This is a genomic window from Pseudomonas sp. FP597 (assembly GCF_030687435.1).
Classification (GTDB): Bacteria; Pseudomonadota; Gammaproteobacteria; order Pseudomonadales; family Pseudomonadaceae; genus Aquipseudomonas; species Aquipseudomonas lactucae.
In genome coordinates this window covers 4919984-4937337 of the sequence record NZ_CP117432.1, presented here as the reverse complement: position 1 = coordinate 4937337, position 17354 = coordinate 4919984, and the positions used below count along the sequence as shown (strand labels likewise).

Annotated in this window: 15 protein-coding genes; 12 read left to right on the top strand and 3 right to left on the bottom strand. The window is 60.6% G+C overall.

Annotated elements, in window-relative coordinates:
• Positions 1-10: 10 nt before the first annotated feature.
• From cheR to PSH66_RS22485, 6 genes are all read left to right on the top strand, one after another.
• Positions 11-838, top strand: a complete 828-nt coding sequence (cheR, locus tag PSH66_RS22510) for a protein-glutamate O-methyltransferase CheR (protein ID WP_003175634.1) — start codon at positions 11-13, stop codon at positions 836-838.
• A gap of 248 nt (positions 839-1086) precedes the next feature.
• Positions 1087-1494 carry a flagellar basal body rod protein FlgB gene (gene flgB, locus PSH66_RS22505; RefSeq protein ID WP_003175633.1) on the top strand — a complete coding sequence of 136 codons (408 nt, stop codon included), beginning with the start codon at positions 1087-1089 and terminating at the stop codon, positions 1492-1494.
• 3 nt (positions 1495-1497) lie between these two features.
• Complete coding sequence (gene flgC, locus PSH66_RS22500; protein WP_003175632.1) at positions 1498-1941, top strand: flagellar basal body rod protein FlgC; 444 nt, start codon at positions 1498-1500, stop codon at positions 1939-1941.
• Between the two features lie 15 nt (positions 1942-1956).
• The gene (gene flgD, locus PSH66_RS22495) at positions 1957-2682 is read left to right on the top strand and encodes a flagellar hook assembly protein FlgD (RefSeq protein WP_141063284.1); all 726 of its coding nucleotides are present in this window, start codon (positions 1957-1959) and stop codon (positions 2680-2682) included.
• A gap of 31 nt (positions 2683-2713) precedes the next feature.
• On the top strand, positions 2714-4027 hold the full coding sequence (gene flgE, locus PSH66_RS22490; protein WP_003175630.1) for a flagellar hook protein FlgE: 1314 nt from the start codon (positions 2714-2716) through the stop codon (positions 4025-4027).
• 182 nt (positions 4028-4209) lie between these two features.
• Entirely contained in the window at positions 4210-5325 is a 1116-nt protein-coding gene (locus PSH66_RS22485) for a hypothetical protein (protein WP_305427682.1), read from the top strand.
• A gap of 90 nt (positions 5326-5415) precedes the next feature.
• Here PSH66_RS22485 and PSH66_RS22480 read toward each other — a convergent pair whose 3' ends face one another.
• Complete coding sequence (locus PSH66_RS22480; RefSeq protein WP_003175627.1) at positions 5416-8307, bottom strand: ribonucleoside-diphosphate reductase subunit alpha; 2892 nt, start codon at positions 8305-8307, stop codon at positions 5416-5418.
• 634 nt (positions 8308-8941) lie between these two features.
• Between PSH66_RS22480 and PSH66_RS22475 the strand changes: the two genes are divergently transcribed.
• On the top strand, positions 8942-9667 hold the full coding sequence (locus PSH66_RS22475; protein ID WP_003175626.1) for a response regulator: 726 nt from the start codon (positions 8942-8944) through the stop codon (positions 9665-9667).
• A complete protein-coding gene (locus PSH66_RS22470; protein ID WP_003175625.1) occupies positions 9664-11274 on the top strand; it encodes an ATP-binding protein in 1611 nt (536 codons plus the stop codon). Before PSH66_RS22475 ends, PSH66_RS22470 begins: the two co-directional genes overlap by 4 nt.
• Before the next feature lie 20 nt (positions 11275-11294).
• Here PSH66_RS22470 and PSH66_RS22465 read toward each other — a convergent pair whose 3' ends face one another.
• A complete protein-coding gene (locus PSH66_RS22465) occupies positions 11295-12011 on the bottom strand; it encodes a 4'-phosphopantetheinyl transferase (protein ID WP_003175624.1) in 717 nt (238 codons plus the stop codon).
• Between the two features lie 128 nt (positions 12012-12139).
• Between PSH66_RS22465 and PSH66_RS22460 the strand changes: the two genes are divergently transcribed.
• Genes PSH66_RS22460 through PSH66_RS22450 form a run of 3 tightly spaced genes read left to right on the top strand, consistent with a single transcriptional unit; the run spans position 12140 to position 14487 of the window.
• Positions 12140-12448 carry a hypothetical protein gene (locus PSH66_RS22460; RefSeq protein ID WP_003175623.1) on the top strand — a complete coding sequence of 103 codons (309 nt, stop codon included), beginning with the start codon at positions 12140-12142 and terminating at the stop codon, positions 12446-12448.
• Positions 12449-12466: 18 nt separating this feature from the next.
• Positions 12467-13144 carry a response regulator gene (locus PSH66_RS22455; RefSeq protein ID WP_003175622.1) on the top strand — a complete coding sequence of 226 codons (678 nt, stop codon included), beginning with the start codon at positions 12467-12469 and terminating at the stop codon, positions 13142-13144.
• Complete coding sequence (locus PSH66_RS22450) at positions 13141-14487, top strand: ATP-binding protein (RefSeq protein WP_003175621.1); 1347 nt, start codon at positions 13141-13143, stop codon at positions 14485-14487. Before PSH66_RS22455 ends, PSH66_RS22450 begins: the two co-directional genes overlap by 4 nt.
• 67 nt (positions 14488-14554) lie before the next feature.
• On the opposite strand, the gene PSH66_RS22445 is transcribed toward PSH66_RS22450, so the two are convergent.
• A complete protein-coding gene (locus PSH66_RS22445; protein WP_042945162.1) occupies positions 14555-15553 on the bottom strand; it encodes an AraC family transcriptional regulator in 999 nt (332 codons plus the stop codon).
• Between the two features lie 340 nt (positions 15554-15893).
• Between PSH66_RS22445 and PSH66_RS22440 the strand changes: the two genes are divergently transcribed.
• Positions 15894-17225 carry a dicarboxylate/amino acid:cation symporter gene (locus PSH66_RS22440; protein ID WP_003175619.1) on the top strand — a complete coding sequence of 444 codons (1332 nt, stop codon included), beginning with the start codon at positions 15894-15896 and terminating at the stop codon, positions 17223-17225.
• Positions 17226-17354: the final 129 nt, after the last annotated feature.

The window sequence follows — 17354 nt, the reverse complement described above, 5'->3', positions numbered from 1 at the left end:
GGCGGTATCAGTGTCGACAGGTAATTTGGATTTTGAGCAGTTCCGGGTATTCCTGGAAAAGGCCTGTGGCATATTGCTTGGTGAAAACAAGCAATACCTGGTGTCCAGCCGTCTCAACAAGCTGATGGAACAGCAGGGTATCAAGTCCCTGGGCGAGTTGGTCCAGCGGATCCAGGGCCAGCCTCGCGGCGGCCTGAAAGAGATGGTGGTCGACGCCATGACCACCAATGAAACCTTGTGGTTTCGCGACACCTATCCGTTCGAGGTGCTCAAGAGCAAAGTGCTGCCCGAGGCCATCAAGGCCAGTCCGGGCCAGCGTTTGCGCATCTGGTCGGCGGCCTGCTCTTCGGGGCAGGAACCGTATTCGATCTCGATGTCCATCGATGAGTTCGAACGGACCAACATGGGCCAGCTGAAGGCCGGCGCGCAAATTGTCGCCACCGACCTGTCCGGCACCATGCTCACCAACTGCAAGACCGGTGAGTACGACAGCCTGGCGCTGGGCCGTGGGTTGTCCCAGGAGCGCCTGCAACGTTACTTCGAGCCCAAAGGGGCCGGACGTTGGGCGATCAAGGCGCCGATCAAGAACCGCGTGGAGTTTCGTTCGTTCAACCTGCTCGACAGCTACGCCAGTTTGGGCAAGTTCGACATGGTGTTTTGCCGCAATGTGCTGATCTACTTTTCCGCCGAGGTGAAGAAAGACATCCTGTTGCGCATCCATGGCACCCTCAAGCGCGGCGGCTACCTGTTCCTTGGTGCGTCCGAGGCGCTGAATGGCTTGCCGGATCATTTCCAGATGGTGCAGTGCAGCCCGGGCATCATCTACCAGGCTAAATAAGCCGTCGTACCAGTCAAAATGTGGGAGGGGGCTTACCCCCTCCCACATTTTTTTTGCGGCAAGTTTCGAACGAGCGGCAACTCCCCATTGCCGCTTTACTGGCACCACGCGGAAACCGATTGCCGCTTTTCTGGCATTGCCGCCGGCAAGCACCTCGCAAACCCTTGGTATACGGGCCTTCGGAGAATTGGCATGCGCCTTGCTATAGCCCTGTTAACGAACAGCAGGTCAGCCTAAAGGTTTCCGCCATGAGCATCAGCTTCGATAAAGCGCTCGGTATCCACGAACAAGCCCTGGGCTTCCGCGCCCAGCGTGCCGAAGTCCTGGCCAACAACATTGCCAACGCCGACACCCCGAACTACAAGGCTCGGGACCTGGACTTCTCCGCCGTGCTCGCCGCACAGCAGGACAAGACCAAGAACGGCACCTTCGCCCTGAACATGACCAACAGCCGTCATATCGAAGCGCAAGGCCTGAGCAGTGGTGACGAGTCGTTGCTGTATCGCACGCCGATGCAGCCGTCGATCGACCAGAACACCGTCGACGCCCAGCTGGAGCAATCGGCCTACGCCGAGAACTCGGTGAACTTTCAGGCCAGCTTTACCCTGCTCAACAGCAAATTCAAAGGGCTGATGTCAGCCCTGCGTGGAGAGTAAGCCATGTCCCTGTCCAGTGTTTTCAATATTGCCGGTAGTGGCATGAGTGCCCAGACCACGCGCCTCAACACCGTCGCCAGTAACATCGCCAACGCCGAGACCGTGTCTTCGAGCATTGACCAGACCTACCGCGCCCGTCACCCGGTGTTCGCCACCATGTTCCAGGCCGGCCAGAACGGTGGCAGCGATTCGCTGTTCCAGGAGCAGGACGCCGCCGGCAAAGGCGTGCAGGTGCTCGGCGTGGTCGAAGACCAGAGCAACCTTGAAGCGCGTTATGAGCCCAATCACCCGGCGGCGAACGAAAAAGGCTACGTGTACTACCCGAACGTCAACGTGGTCGAGGAAATGGCAGACATGATTTCCGCCAGCCGTTCGTTCCAGACCAACGCGGAAATGATGAACACCGCCAAAACCATGATGCAGAAGGTCCTGACCCTGGGTCAGTGATAAGGGGCGCCAATAATGGCCATCGTTGATACGTCTACCAACACGGCAGTCCAGGACCTTTTCAATTCCAAGGTCAAGACTGCAACGGACAACAGCAGCCTGGGTGACGCTTCCAAGGCCGCGACGGGCAACCAGTCGCTGGGCAAGGACGCGTTCCTGCAGCTGCTGGTGACCCAACTGAAAAACCAGAACCCGCTGTCGCCCCAGGACAACGGTGCCTTCGTGGCCCAGCTGGCGCAGTTCAGCAGCCTGGAAGGCATCAATACCCTGAACGATTCGGTGAACAACATCTCCAGCAACTTCAGCTCCTCGCAGGCGCTGCAGGCTTCGTCGCTGGTGGGGCGTTCGATCATCACCCAGACCGACAAGGCACTGGTGGATACCAGCAAGAGCATGACCGGTTCGGTGGCGGTGACAGCGGCGACCGGCAACGTCGCCGTGAAGATCACCGACAAAGACGGCAACGTGGTGCGCACTCTCGATCTGGGTGCTCAGAACGCTGGTACGTCGGACTTTATCTGGGATGGCAAGAACGACAACGGCGAGGTCGCGCCAGCCGGCACCTACACCTTTGCGGCCACGACCAAGAATGACAAGGGCGACTCCGTGGCCCTGGCGACTTCGCTGCCGGCAACGGTGACCAGCGTGACGTTGAGCAAGACCGGCGGCGAAATGCTGCTGAACCTTGCAGGTGGCATGGGCAGCGTGAAGCTGTCGCAAATTCAGACTATTGGTACATAGAGCCGGCTAGATACGGCAGAGGGAGAGAAACATGTCTTTTAACATCGGCCTTAGCGGCCTCTATGCGGCCAACAAACAGCTGGACGTGACCGGTAACAACATTGCCAACGTCGCGACCACTGGCTTCAAGTCGTCCCGTGCGGAATTCGCCGACATCTACGCGGCGTCCAAGCTGGGCACCGGCCAGAACAGCATCGGCAATGGCGTGAACCTGGCGGCGGTGTCCCAGCAGTTCACCCAGGGTGACGTCAACGGCAGCGGCGGTATTCTGGACATGGCGATCCAGGGCGGCGGCTTCTTCGTGCAGAAGGGCAGCGACGGTTCGCTGGAGTACACCCGCAGTGGTGCCTTCCGTGCCGACAAGGACGGCTTCATCACCAACAACACCGGCACCTCGCGCCTGCAAGGCTATGCGGCGGATGATGACGGCAAAATTATCAAGGGCGGCCTGACCGACCTGCAACTGAACCTGTCGAACCTGCCGCCGAAGGCGTCCACCAAAGTCGACTCCACCAGTAACCTGAACTCCTCGGAGCCGGTGATCGACCAGACGCTCAAGCCGTTCGATCCCTCCGATACCAGCACGTTCACCACTCAGTACAGCACCACCTTGTATGACTCCCAGGGCAATGCGCACCCCATGGTGCAATACCTGGTGAAAACCGACGGCAACAAGTGGAACGCCTACACACTGATTGACGGTCGCAACCCGAACGGTTCGTCGCCAACGGGCGGTACCCCGCCTACGCCGCCTGTAGCGTCGACCTTGACCTTTGACGGCGCTGGCAAGCTGTCGAGCATTGTCACCGGGGGGAGCTCCAGCACCACCCTGACCCTGACCGGTTGGGTGCCCGGTACTGTGACCAACGGTGTATGGAAGGCAAACGGCGCGGATGCCAACCCTACGGGTATCGCCATCAATATGGCGAACATCACCCAGTACAACTCGGCCACCTACCGTAACCCACCGATCACCGACGGCTATGCCACCGGTCAGATCACCGGCCTGAAAATCGACGGCAACGGCGTCATGTTCGCCACGTTCAGCAACCAGCAGAGCAAGGCCATCGGCCAGATCTCCCTGGCCAGCTTCAACAACGAACAGGGCCTGCAGCCTGCCGGCAGTACCACCTGGAGAGAGACGTTCGCCTCGGGCCAGCCGGGTTACGACACCCCGCAATCCGGTACCTTGGGGTCGATCGTGGCCAACTCCCTGGAGAACTCCAACGTCAACCTGACCAACGAGCTGGTGGACCTGATCAAGGCCCAGAGCAACTATCAGGCGAACGCCAAGACCATCTCCACCCAGAGCACCATCATGCAGACCATCATTCAGATGACCTGATGCCTTAGGTGCCCGATAAAAACCCTCGTTTGAGGGTTTTTTTTACCTTTCAATCGACTCAAGCGCCAATTCTCACCGCCCGGCCAATCGCAAGCTGACAACGATCGGTTGGAACGCCTTCGACCTGTTTCGCCACCCATCGTGCCTGGGGCCGCTGAGCCTGTGTTGATGGGGAAGAAGGTATGGACGGTGTAAGGGCGGTGGGCGGCGGCCATAAGGTCGGGGGCGTGCGTTTCGATCCAGCAGGGGCGGGGTACTCCCTGAGGGGGAAAGCGCCGACAGACATTCCCAAACAAGATCCGACGGCCGATAAAGACACCGTCGTGAAACTGCTCAAGGCACTTGAAGATGCGCAGATGACCGGCAAGGACCAGACGGTTCGGGACCTGCGCGACAAGCTCAAGGATATTCGCGAGCAATTGGGTGACGAGAAGCTCAGGCAGATACTTGAGCAACTCAAAGAAGAAAGGCTGCGCAGTTGGATCGAGCTGTTAAAGAAGCTGTTTCCTGATTTGTTTCCAGATACACCTTCGCCTTCACCGTCTCCGCAGCCATCGCCAGGTGGTGGTGGTGGTGGTGGTGGTGGTGGTGGTGGTGGTGGTGGCGGCGGCGGCGGGGCTAGGCCCAACCCAAACCATTTCGGTCCCCGCGAGCCCATGAGTAATCTGCCGATTACCGAGGGGGCCAGACACTTCAATTACACGCCTGACCAGAGTAATCCAGGGAAAAAACCCGAGAACATTTGGAGTGGATTCAGCCAGGGGCCGGATGGCAACTGCGTCACTGTTTCAGCGATAAAGGGGGCGATGATGAAGTTTGGGCAGAAGCCCACCGACGTTTTCCGCGAGGTCACGGAAACGGGAGAGGGTTATAAGGTGAAAATGCGCGATGGATTCGAACTGTATTTATCCAGGAGCGAATTGCAGCAGGCGGCGAGATACGCGCAGTTCAAAGGGGATAATCCAGCCATGATGACCGACGCCAACTTCATGTTCGCAGCGAGTGCCAAGCGTGCGCAGATGGAGGGCAACGGTTTGGATGATCACCCCCTCGAGGCGAGAAAGAGTTTTGCCCATGCGATGCAAAGCTTGAACAACGGCGAAATACCTCATGAGGCATTGGACCGTCTGGGGCTGAAAGGCCTCTATCGGCAATCTTCAAGTAGTGAGCTTGCGAGCGGCAAGCTTGGGGTGGTGGCCTACGATCGCCACTCAATGGCGGTCATCGACGGACGGGTGGAATTGTGGGGGCGACGAGGCGGCTCGCCAAAGCAGGGGGTGGCGTACGCCTTTCTCTAGGCGACAAACGAAAAAGCCAGATATCCCCCCTTGCAGTGGGCTATCTGGCTTTTTCAATCACGGGCGGCGTACGCCCGCAATCCGCTCAGCTTATTGGCAAGCTTCGCAATCCGGCTCGTCAATCGCGCAGGCTTTTGGCACTGGCGCCGGACCGGCTGGAGCAGCCAGGACCGAATCATCACCGTGGTTGCCGCTGGATACAGCGTTCAGCTTACCGGTGTTGATGGTCGACTTCTCGGTGCTGGTCGCGGCCAGGGCACGGAGGTAATAAGTGGTTTTCAAGCCACGGTACCAAGCCATGCGGTAGGTCACGTCGAGCTTCTTGCCCGAAGCGCCGGCGATGTACAGGTTCAGGGACTGCGCCTGGTCGATCCACTTCTGACGACGGCTGGCGGCGTCAACAATCCACTTGGTGTCCACTTCGAACGCAGTCGCGTAGAGCTCTTTGAGCTCTTGCGGGATGCGCTCGATCTGCTGCACGGAACCGTCGTAGTACTTGAGGTCGTTGATCATCACCGAGTCCCACAGGCCACGGGCTTTCAGGTCGCGAACCAGGTACGGGTTGATCACGGTGAATTCGCCCGACAGGTTCGATTTCACATACAGGTTCTGGTAGGTCGGTTCGATCGACTGCGACACGCCAGTGATGTTGGCGATGGTCGCGGTCGGTGCGATGGCCATGATGTTGGAGTTACGAATACCTTTCTGCACACGGGCACGTACCGGCGCCCAGTCCAGGGTTTCGTTCAGGTCAACGTCGATGTACTTCTGGCCACGCTGCTCGATCAGGATCTGTTGCGAATCCAGCGGCAGGATGCCCTTGGACCACAGCGAGCCCTGGAACGTCTCGTAGGCGCCGCGCTCGTCGGCCAGGTCGCAGGACGCCTGGATCGCGTAGTAGCTGACCGCTTCCATGGACTTGTCGGCGAACTCGACCGCCGCATCCGAACCGTACGGAATGTGCTGCAGGTACAAAGCGTCCTGGAAGCCCATGATGCCCAGACCGACCGGACGGTGCTTGAAGTTGGAGTTCTGCGCCTGCGGCACCGAGTAGTAGTTGATGTCGATCACGTTATCAAGCATGCGAACTGCGGTGTTGACGGTGCGTTCCAGCTTGGCGGTGTCCAGCTTGCCGTTGACGATGTGGTTCGGCAGGTTGATCGAGCCCAGGTTGCAAACGGCGATCTCGTCCTTGTTGGTGTTCAAGGTGATCTCGGTGCACAGGTTCGAGCTGTGGACCACGCCCACGTGCTGCTGCGGGCTGCGCAGGTTGCATGGGTCCTTGAAGGTCAACCATGGGTGGCCGGTTTCGAACAGCATGGAGAGCATTTTGCGCCACAGGTCTTTGGCCTGGATGGTCTTGAACAGCTTGATCTTGCCAGGGTACTGGGCCAGGGCCTCGTAGTACTCGTAGCGCTCTTCGAAGGCCTTGCCGGTCAGGTCGTGCAGGTCCGGCACTTCGGAAGGCGAGAACAGGGTCCATTGGCCGTCATCGAAGACGCGCTTCATGAACAGGTCGGGGATCCAGTTGGCGGTGTTCATGTCGTGGGTACGACGACGGTCATCACCGGTGTTCTTGCGCAGCTCGATGAACTCTTCAATGTCCATGTGCCAGGTTTCCAGGTAGGCACACACCGCGCCTTTGCGCTTGCCGCCCTGGTTGACCGCTACGGCGGTGTCGTTCACGACTTTGAGGAAGGGTACGACGCCCTGGGACTTGCCGTTGGTGCCCTTGATGTACGAACCCAACGCACGAACCGGCGTCCAGTCGTTACCCAGGCCACCGGCGAATTTGGACAGCATGGCGTTGTCGTGGATCGCGTGATAGATGCCCGACAGGTCATCCGGCACGGTGGTCAGGTAGCAGCTCGACAGCTGTGGACGCAGGGTGCCGGCGTTGAACAGCGTAGGGGTCGACGACATGTAGTCGAAGGACGACAGCAGGTTGTAGAACTCGATCGCACGGTCTTCCTTGTGCTTCTCTTCGATCGCCAGGCCCATGGCCACGCGCATGAAGAACACCTGCGGCAGTTCGAAGCGGATGCCGTCCTTGTGGATGAAGTAACGGTCGTACAGGGTTTGCAGGCCCAGGTAGGTGAACTGCTGGTCACGCTCGTGGTTGATCGCCTTGCCGAGTTTTTCCAGGTCGAAGGTGGCCAGGACCGGGTTCAGCAATTCGAATTCGATACCCTTGGCGATGTAGGCAGGCAGGGCCTTGGCGTACAGGTCGGCCATTTCGTGGTGGGTGGCGCTGTCGGCCACGCCGAGGAAGCCCAGGCCTTCGGCGCGCAGGGTGTCCATCAGCAGGCGCGCGGTGACGAACGAGTAGTTCGGCTCACGCTCCACCAGGGTACGGGCGGTCATCACCAGGGCGGTGTTGACGTCGGTCAGGGCCACGCCGTCGTACAGGTTCTTCAGGGTTTCGCGCTGGATCAGGTCACCGTCGACTTCTTCCAGGCCTTCGCAGGCCTCGGTGATGATGGTGTTCAGGCGGCCCAGGTCCAGCGGCGCAAAGCTGCCGTCGGCCAGGGTGATACGGATCGATGGGTGAGCTTGCACGGCTTCGGCGGCCGGGGCGTGCACGGCACGCTCCTTGGCGCGCGAGTCGCGGTAGATCACGTAGTCACGGGCGACTTTCTGCTCGCCGGCACGCATCAGGGCCAGTTCGACCTGGTCCTGGATTTCTTCGATGTGGATGGTGCCGCCCGATGGCATGCGACGTTTGAAGGTGGCGGTGACTTGTTCGGTCAGACGGGCAACGGTGTCGTGGATGCGCGACGAAGCGGCAGCGTTGCCGCCTTCAACTGCAAGGAACGCTTTGGTGATGGCGACGGTGATTTTGTCATCGGTGTAAGGAACGACAGTGCCGTTGCGCTTGATCACGCGCAGTTGACCAGGTGCGGTGGCGGACAGATCCATATTCGAATCAGCGGCCTGCGGCACGGAGCCCTGCGGGTTCTCGCGAGTTGTGTCGGTTTGCATGGGGGGTTGTCTCCACGTTCTATATTTGATTGCGAGTGCCAGGCTGGTCCTGCAACACCCGTACCGTTTTCCATATCGGGATGGAGAAACAGGTGCCATCCGCGTGAGCGGTTTGGTCTACTGAAAATCGATTGGTTCCACGCTGTGCCAGCAATAAAACGCTTGAATTTCGTGCCACTTGTGTGGTTGGGCAATTTGCTCGAAAACCCTACATGTAGGGTCTCTGTTGTCGCCGAGCTACAAGATAATGCGTTTTGGACGCCTTAGCAACGCACTAACCTGTGGATAACGCTGTGAGTAAAATGTGTATGAAAGGTAGAACTACCGTGTAGGCCGCATGACTGCTGGATTGCGCCGTTTGTCACTAAATGTTCCAAGGACCAAACAGCCCGGCGAATTTCGAAGGGCGCGAACCCTATCACAAAAAAATGCGATCACCGAATGGATTTCCCGGCTTGTGCGCAAGGGTTGGGACATGGCTACAATCGACCCTTGTTATGCCCTCAAAACATGACAGACAGGGTATGCCTGGTGAAGATCAAAATGTGGGAGGGAGCAAGTCGAATCGTCGCACCGCCCCTCCCACATTCGAACGCGCTGGCCAAAAGAATGCTTATAACAATGAGGACAGCGCATGGAGCAAGAAGCCTGGCAAATACTGATCGTCGAGGACGACGAGCGATTGGCCGAGTTGACTCGCGAGTACCTGGAGAGCAACGGCCTGTGCGTGTCGGTCGAAGGTGACGGCGCCCTGGCCGCCGCGCGGATCATCGCCGAGCAGCCGGACCTGGTGATCCTCGACCTGATGCTGCCCGGCGAAGACGGCCTGAGCATCTGCCGCAAGGTGCGCGAGCGCTATGACGGCGTGATCCTGATGCTCACCGCGCGCACCGACGACATGGACCAGGTGCTGGGCCTGGACCTGGGCGCCGACGACTATGTGTGCAAACCCGTGCGTCCACGGCTGTTGCTGGCGCGCATCCAGGCATTGTTGCGGCGCAGTGAGCCGACCGAGCCTGCGGCGGTGGAACAGCTGCGCCGCCTGCAATTCGGCCCGTTGGTGGTGGACAACGCTTTGCGCGAAGCCTGGCTGCACGACGGCGGCATCGAATTGACCAGCGCCGAATTCGATCTTTTATGGCTGCTGGTGGCAAACGCCGGGCGCATCCTGTCCCGCGAAGAAATCTTTATCGCCTTGCGCGGCATCGGCTATGACGGCCAGGACCGCTCCATTGATGTGCGCATCTCGCGTATTCGCCCCAAAATCGGCGACGACCCGATCCACCCGCGGCTGATCAAGACCATCCGCAGCAAAGGCTACCTGTTCGTCCCCGAAGCCGCCGCCGACATGCCCCTGTGAACTCGATCTTCCTGCGCATCTACGGCGGCATGTGCGCGGCGCTGATCCTGGTGGCGTTGCTCGGCGTACTGGCGCTGCACTTGCTCAACGAAGTGCGCAGTGGACAGTATCGCGAGCGCCTGGCCCACGGCACCTTCGCCTTGATGGGCGACAACCTGCAGCCCATGAGTGCCATCGAACGCCAGCGCGCGTTGGCGGTATGGGAACGTTTGCTGGGGATTCCCCTGGAGTTGCGCACCCTCACCGATGCGCAGTTGGACCTGTCGCAGCGTACCCGCCTGCAACGTGGCCAGGTGCTGGTGGAGCAGACGGGCCCCCACGCCGCGCGCGTGTTGCGTCTGGTCAGCGATAAGGAACCGTGGGTGCTCACCGGCGAAGTGCAACAGATCAGCGAACAACTGGCCCGTGCGACGATTTACCTGTTGGCCGACGAATTGGTGCGCTTTCCCATGGCTGAGCAGCCGCAACGCCTGGCCGATATAAAGGACGCCAAGGGGTTTGGGTTCGACATGCATTTGTTGACGCTCGACCAGGCCGATATGGATGAGGATCAACGTCGGCGCGTGGCGGAAGGCGACACCGTGATGGCCCTGGGCAAGGGCGGCGATTCGATCCGCGTGTTTGCCGGCATGGTCGGCACGCCCTGGGTGCTGGAGCTCGGCCCGCTGTATCAGATGAACCCGTACCCGCCGCAATGGCTGATCCTGATCGCCTTGATCGGCCTGACTCTCATCGGGTTGATCGTCTATCTATTGGTGCGTCAGTTGGAGCGCCGGCTGCGCGGCCTGGAAGCCGCCGCCACGCGTATCGCCAAAGGCAACCTGGAAGTACGCGTACCGGCCCGAGGCGCTGATTCTGTCGGGCGTTTGGCGGCGGCGTTCAATGGCATGGCCGAGCACTTGCAGCAATTGCTGGCGATCCAGCGTGAATTGGTGCGCGCGGTGTCCCACGAACTGCGCACCCCCGTGGCGCGCCTGCGTTTCGGCCTGGAGATGATCGGCGACGCCGCCACCCCCGAGGCGCGGCGCAAGTACCTTGAAGGCATGGACAACGATATCCAGGACCTCGACGGCCTGGTGGATGAAATGCTCACCTATGCAAGGCTGGAGCAGGGCGCGCCGGCGCTGGATTTCCAGCGGGTCGACCTTGATGCGTTGCTCGATCAGGTCATCGGCGAATTGTCGCCACTGCGGCCACAGGTGACGGTCGCCCGGGGTATTTGCCTGTCATCGGCCCACTGGGACGACGCCTGGGTTGACGCCGAGCCGCGCTACCTGCATCGGGCCCTGCAAAACCTGGTGAGCAACGCCATGCGTCACGCCCAGGGGCAGGTGCTGATCAGCTATCAAGTGGGGCAGGTGCGCTGCCGCATCGATGTGGAAGACGACGGCCCCGGCGTGCCGGAGAGTGCCTGGGAGCGAATTTTCACGCCGTTCCTGCGCCTCGATGACAGCCGCACCCGCGCCTCCGGCGGGCATGGCCTGGGCTTGTCGATTGTGCGGCGGATTATTTACTGGCATGGCGGGCGGGCGTTGATCGGCAAGAGCAATAATCTGGGCGGGGCTTGCTTCAGCCTGAGTTGGCCCAGGGATCAAGAGAAACCCTGACACCGCCCGATGGCGGTCTATCAAGCACCGACCGCCACCAGGCTCAACAACTGCTCCCCATCCACCGCAAACTGCCCCACCAACTCCTTGCCATGGCACCACTCGGCAGACAGGTCCGTCAGCAACCGCAACCGCACGTGACCGGTGTCGGACCACTCCAGCACCTCGGCATGCTCAAAGTAAAAGCGCTTCCGCACAATCGGATACAGCGCCTTGAACAGGCTTTCCTTGACCGAAAACGTCAACGTCACCAGCCGCGCGATCTGCTCACGCGGCACGCAGGCCATGCGCAGCAGCTCATCGGCGGTGAGGATTTCGCCGGCCAGGCGCTCCGCCCGTTCCAGTGTCAGTACATTTTCAAGGTCCATCCCCAGCCCGCGCCACTGCGCCTTGTGCCCGACAATCGCGGCGGCATGCCCGGTGCTGTGGGTGATCGAACCACTGATGTGCAAGGGCCACACCGGTGCACGGTCTTCGCCGATCGCGGGGATGCAGTCCAGGTGATCGAGCTGTTGCAGTGCCGCGCGAGCACAGACTCGGCCGGCGAGAAACTCGGCCTGACGCTTGGCCACCGAGCGCTGGATGCTGGCCGGTGGCGGCACGGCGCTGCGCTGGAAGTCCCCCGCGGTTAATAAAACCGGGTCGAAGCGGGTGCTGAGAAACACTGTGCCAGGCAAAGGTTCGGGCAATGGCCAGTGGGCGTCGAGTGGGGTGCAGCAAGCGGGTAGGGGCGTCATGGGCGGTATTTTGCCGAGTTGAGGCGCCTGCGGATAGCCCACAGCGCTTGGGCGCCCGTTCAGGGGGAGTTCAGGGGCGTTTGCGTAGGCTGGTCGCAACAGCCCAAACGCGTATGAGGTAACACACCATGACTGCGATCAAAAAGCTGATGTTGGCCTTGACCCTGCTCAGCGCCACCGCCGGGGCCCAGGCCTCGGAAGGTGCCTTCGCCGAGTTCGGCAGGGAGAAAACCAAGAAAACCAGTAGCCTGATCCAGCGTGTGAGCTTCGAAGATGCTGGCAGTCAGTCCATGCCTTGGGGTCAATCCCTGGGTCTCACGACCTCGCAGCCAACCTACCGCGTCGGTTATGAACACCTGACGGGTCAGTTCAATGGCATTAAACTGCGCCCGCAAGACCTGCAGGGCCGCTATGATGTCCCTCTGTCGGACAGTTGATCTGCTTTGGAGAGCCTTATGAAATTGCTGGTGGTGGAAGATGAGGCGCTGCTGCGTCATCACCTGTTTACCCGCCTGACCGACAGCGGCCATGTGGTCGAGGCCGTGGCCAATGCCGAAGAGGCCCTGTACCAGACCGGCCAATTCAACCACGACCTGGCGATCATCGACCTGGGCCTGCCCGGCATGGGCGGCCTGGACCTGATCCGCCAGTTGCGCACCCAGGCCAAGACGTTCCCGATCCTGATCCTCACCGCGCGCGGTAACTGGCAGGACAAGGTTGAGGGCCTGGCCGCCGGCGCCGACGACTATGTGGTCAAGCCGTTCCAGTTCGAAGAGCTGGAGGCGCGGATGAACGCCTTGCTGCGTCGCTCCAGCGGTTTCACCCAGTCGACCATCGTCGCCGGGCCGTTGCTGCTGGACCTCAACCGCAAGCAGGCGTCCCTCGACGAAGAGCCGCTGGCGTTGACAGCCTACGAATACCGCATCCTTGAATACCTGATGCGCCATCATCAGCAGGTCGTCGCCAAGGACCGCTTGATGGAGCAGCTCTACCCCGATGACGACGAGCGTGATCCGAATGTCATTGAAGTACTGGTCGGCCGCCTGCGTCGCAAGCTGGAGGGGCCGTCCGGGTTCAAGCCGATCGACACCGTGCGCGGCCTGGGCTACCTGTTCAATGAGCGCTGCCGTTGATTCGCTCGTTACGCGTGCGCTTGATGCTGGCGGCCGCCACCCTGGCCGTGCTGTTTATGCTGGGCTTGTTGCCCGCGATGCAAGGCGCGTTCAGCCTGGCGCTGCAGGATTCCATCGAGCAGCGCCTGGCGTCGGACGTGACCACCCTGATTTCCGCCGCACGGGTCGAAAACAACCGCCTGCTGATGCCGGCGCAATTGCCGGACGAGCGCTTCAACCTCGCCGACAGCCGGCTGCTCGGTTATATCTACGACCGTGAAGGGCACTTGGTGTGGCGCTCGCGCGCGACCCGTGAAGAAAACATCAACTACAAACCGCGCTATGACGGTCGCGGCAATGAGTTTGCGCGAATCCGTGAGGCCGACGGTCAGGAATTCTTCGTCTATGACGTCGAGGTGCGGTTGCTCGGCGGCAAGAGCGCTGCATTCAGCATCGTGGCCCTGCAACCGGTGCGCGAATACCAATTGACCCTCGAAGGCCTGCGCGAAAACCTCTATTTGGGTTTCGGCGCGGCGTTGCTGGTGCTGCTGACCTTGCTGTGGCTGGGCCTGACCTGGGGGCTGCAAGCCCTGCGGCGTTTGAGCCAGGAGCTGGACCAGATCGAGGGAGGGACCCGTGAAAGTCTCTCCGAGCAACATCCTCGTGAATTGCTGCGCCTCACCGGTTCCCTCAACCGCCTGTTGCACAGCGAGCGTGAACAACGGGCGCGCTACCGCGACTCCCTCGACGACCTGGCCCACAGCCTGAAAACCCCGCTTGCCGTGTTGCAGGGCGTGAGCGAAGACATGGCCCAGCGCCCCGAAGACCGCGATCAGGCGTGGGTGCTGCAAGCGCAGATCGAACGCATGAGCCAGCAGATCAGCTACCAGTTGCAGCGTGCCAGCCTGCGCAAAAGCGGCCTGGTGCGCCACCAGGTGCGCCTGGAACCGGTGGTGCAAAGCCTGTGCGATACGCTGGACAAGGTGTACCGCGACAAGGGCGTTTCGGTGTTTTTTGACTTGCCGCAGGAATGTGATGTGCCGATCGAGAAGGGCGCCTTGCTCGAATTGCTCGGCAACCTGCTGGAAAACGCCTACCGCCTGTGCCTGAGCGAAGTGCGCGTCAGCCTGGTGGAAAACCTTGAAGGCATCGAGTTGTGCATCGAGGATGACGGCCCCGGCGTACCGCCGGATCAGCGCGCGCGGATTCTGCAGCGCGGTGAGCGGCTGGACCGTCAGCATCCAGGGCAAGGGATCGGGCTGGCGGTGGTCAAGGATATTATCGAAAGCTACGGGGCACGGCTGACCCTGGGGGATTCACCTTTGGGTGGGGCGGCGTTCAGGATTCATTTTCCGGCTGTTTGATCCTTATTGGCTGTAATGGTCTCATCGGGGGCTTGCCCCCGATGAGGCCCGGCCAGACGACACATCTTTAACGCTCCTGCGCTCTGTAGGCTCCCGGCGTCAGCCCCGTCCACTTCTTGAACGCCCGATGAAACGCTGACGGCTCGGAAAATCCCAACTGCTCGGCGATGGCCTGCAGTGACACGTGCGCACGGCCCAAATGATAGATGGCGATATCTCGCCGCAGCTCATCCTTGAGCGCCTGAAAACTGCTGCCTTCTTCGCGCAAATGTCGTCGCAGGGTCTGCGGGCTGATATGAAGGTGCTGGGCGATGGCTTCCAGGTCCGGCCAGGGCGTGTGGTCGCGGCTGAGCAAGCGGCGTATCTGGCTGCTCAAGCTGTCGCCTTCGTCCGGGCGCGCGAGCAAGTCGGCGGGGGAGCGTTCGAGGAAGTGCTTGAGGGTGCGTTCATCCTGCAACAGCGGCAGGCTCAGGTAGCGCGCGGGAAACACAAGGCTGGTGTCCGGCGCACCGAACACCAGGGTGCAGGGAAACAGCAGGTCATATTCACTGGCGTGGGCCGGCATCGGGTAACTGAACGTGGCCTGGTGCAGACGGATGCGCTGGCCGATCAACCAACTGCCCAGGCGATGCCAGATCACCAGCAGGCATTCGCTGAGGAAGTGGTCCGGGTCCCACAATGGCGAGTCATCCAGGCTCAGGCGGGCCATATCGCCTTCGCGTGTCAGCTGCCAGCGCGGGCCTTGCGGGAATAGGCTATAAAATAACAAGCCGCGCTCCAGTGCTTTCTCCAGGGTGCGGCAGTGGATCAGCGCGTGGCACATCATGGCGAAGGTGCCGCGTTTGCTCGGGCCATCGGCGAACCCCATGTATTCGTCGTCCAGCCCCAGCCAGAGCAGTTGCAGCAGCCGGGTAAATTGTTCCGGAGCGATGCGGGCGCGGGGTTCGGCCAGCAGTTCCGGTGTGATGCCCACCTGTTGCAACAGGCCCGAAGCATCGTAACCGGCCCGACGCGCACCGCCGAGTGCGGCTCGGGCATAGTGACTGGCGATGGTACGTTCACGCATGCGAGGCCCCCGGTCCATGAAGTGGCGGATGGTAGTCACCAGCGGGAGCGGGCGACAAGGCGGATATCCGCCAAATTGTAGGACGGGATTGGGTAAGTGGGCGGAAATCCGCCACCTGACTTGGCGCATGGGAGGGCGCCTGGAAACCGCCAACCCTGATGTCTAAAGGCCTTTAGCGCTTTTGCGCAAAGTGGCACGACGTTTGCGATAAGGACTACAGCGCAGGCCTGGAGCACAGTCCTCGCAAACAACAAATCCCTCCAGTGCAGGAGGGTTCGCAATTCAAGTGTCGTGGGCAATGGCGGATATTTGCCACACGGGACGATTGAGGAACTTTGCAATGACGACTCGTCAGCCACTCTACAAATCCCTGTATTTCCAGGTGATCGTCGCAATCGTTATCGGTATTTTGCTCGGTCACTTCTACCCCCAGACCGGCGTGGCTCTCAAGCCGCTGGGTGACGGGTTTATCAAACTGATCAAAATGGTCATCGCCCCGATCATCTTCTGCACCGTTGTCAGCGGCATCGCCGGCATGCAAAGCATGAAATCGGTGGGCAAAACCGGCGGCTACGCGCTGCTCTACTTCGAAATCGTGTCCACCATTGCCCTGCTGATCGGCCTGGTTGTCGTGAACGTCGTGCAACCGGGCGCCGGCATGCACATCGATGTGGCGACCCTGGACGCCTCCAAAGTCGCGGCCTACGTGACCGCCGGTAAAGACCAGAGCATCGTCGGCTTTATCCTCAATGTGATCCCTAACACCATCGTCGGCGCGTTCGCCAACGGCGATATCCTGCAAGTGTTGATGTTCTCGGTGATCTTCGGTTTCGCCCTGCACCGCCTGGGCGCCTACGGCAAGCCGGTGCTGGACTTCATCGATCGCTTCGCCCACGTGATGTTCAACATCATCAACATGATCATGAAGCTCGCGCCGATCGGTGCCCTGGGTGCCATGGCGTTCACCATCGGTGCCTACGGTGTGGGTTCGCTGGTGCAGCTGGGCCAGCTGATGATCTGCTTCTACATCACCTGCATTCTGTTCGTGGTCGTGGTGCTTGGCGCCATCTGCCGCGCGCATGGCTTCAGCGTGTTGAAGCTGATCCGCTACATCCGTGAAGAGCTGCTGATCGTGCTGGGGACTTCGTCTTCGGAATCCGCACTGCCACGCATGCTGATCAAGATGGAGCGTCTGGGCGCGAAAAAATCCGTCGTCGGCCTGGTCATTCCGACCGGCTACTCGTTCAACCTCGACGGTACCTCGATCTACCTGACCATGGCGGCCGTGTTCATCGCTCAGGCCACTGACACCCACATGGACATCACCCACCAGATCACGCTGCTGCTGGTGCTGCTGCTGTCCTCCAAAGGCGCTGCTGGCGTGACCGGCAGTGGTTTCATCGTACTGGCTGCGACCCTGTCGGCTGTCGGCCACCTGCCGGTTGCCGGTCTGGCGCTGATCCTGGGTATCGACCGTTTCATGTCCGAGGCCCGTGCGCTGACCAACCTGGTGGGTAACGCCGTTGCCACCATCGTTGTGGCCAAGTGGGTCAAGGAACTGGACACCGACAAGCTGCAAAGCGAGCTGGCGTCCGGCGGTACCGGTATCTCCGAAACCCGCGAAATCGACGACCTGGGCGTGGCCGAAGGCCCTGCACCTACTGTCAAGTAAGTCGCTGATGGCGTGAATGCACGCTGACAGTTATCCGCAAACGCCCCGACTGGTTCGGGGCGTTTGCTTTTGTGGCGGGGAACTTGGGTTTTTTTTGGTTTACAGTGGGCACGACATTGCTTGTGGGAG

Bases quoted from the DNA above. Each gene is read 5' to 3' on its own strand.
- flgB (WP_003175633.1), top strand. From the start codon at position 1,087: ATGAGCATCAGCTTCGATAAAGCGCTCGGTATCCACGAACAAGCCCTG.
- flgC (WP_003175632.1), top strand. From the start codon at position 1,498: ATGTCCCTGTCCAGTGTTTTCAATATTGCCGGTAGTGGCATGAGTGCC.
- flgD (WP_141063284.1), top strand. From the start codon at position 1,957: ATGGCCATCGTTGATACGTCTACCAACACGGCAGTCCAGGACCTTTTC.
- flgE (WP_003175630.1), top strand. From the start codon at position 2,714: ATGTCTTTTAACATCGGCCTTAGCGGCCTCTATGCGGCCAACAAACAG.
- PSH66_RS22485 (WP_305427682.1), top strand. From the start codon at position 4,210: ATGGACGGTGTAAGGGCGGTGGGCGGCGGCCATAAGGTCGGGGGCGTG.
- PSH66_RS22480 (WP_003175627.1), bottom strand. From the start codon at position 8,307: ATGCAAACCGACACAACTCGCGAGAACCCGCAGGGCTCCGTGCCGCAG.
- PSH66_RS22475 (WP_003175626.1), top strand. From the start codon at position 8,942: ATGGAGCAAGAAGCCTGGCAAATACTGATCGTCGAGGACGACGAGCGA.
- PSH66_RS22465 (WP_003175624.1), bottom strand. From the start codon at position 12,011: ATGACGCCCCTACCCGCTTGCTGCACCCCACTCGACGCCCACTGGCCA.
- PSH66_RS22460 (WP_003175623.1), top strand. From the start codon at position 12,140: ATGACTGCGATCAAAAAGCTGATGTTGGCCTTGACCCTGCTCAGCGCC.
- PSH66_RS22455 (WP_003175622.1), top strand. From the start codon at position 12,467: ATGAAATTGCTGGTGGTGGAAGATGAGGCGCTGCTGCGTCATCACCTG.
- PSH66_RS22445 (WP_042945162.1), bottom strand. From the start codon at position 15,553: ATGCGTGAACGTACCATCGCCAGTCACTATGCCCGAGCCGCACTCGGC.
- PSH66_RS22440 (WP_003175619.1), top strand. From the start codon at position 15,894: ATGACGACTCGTCAGCCACTCTACAAATCCCTGTATTTCCAGGTGATC.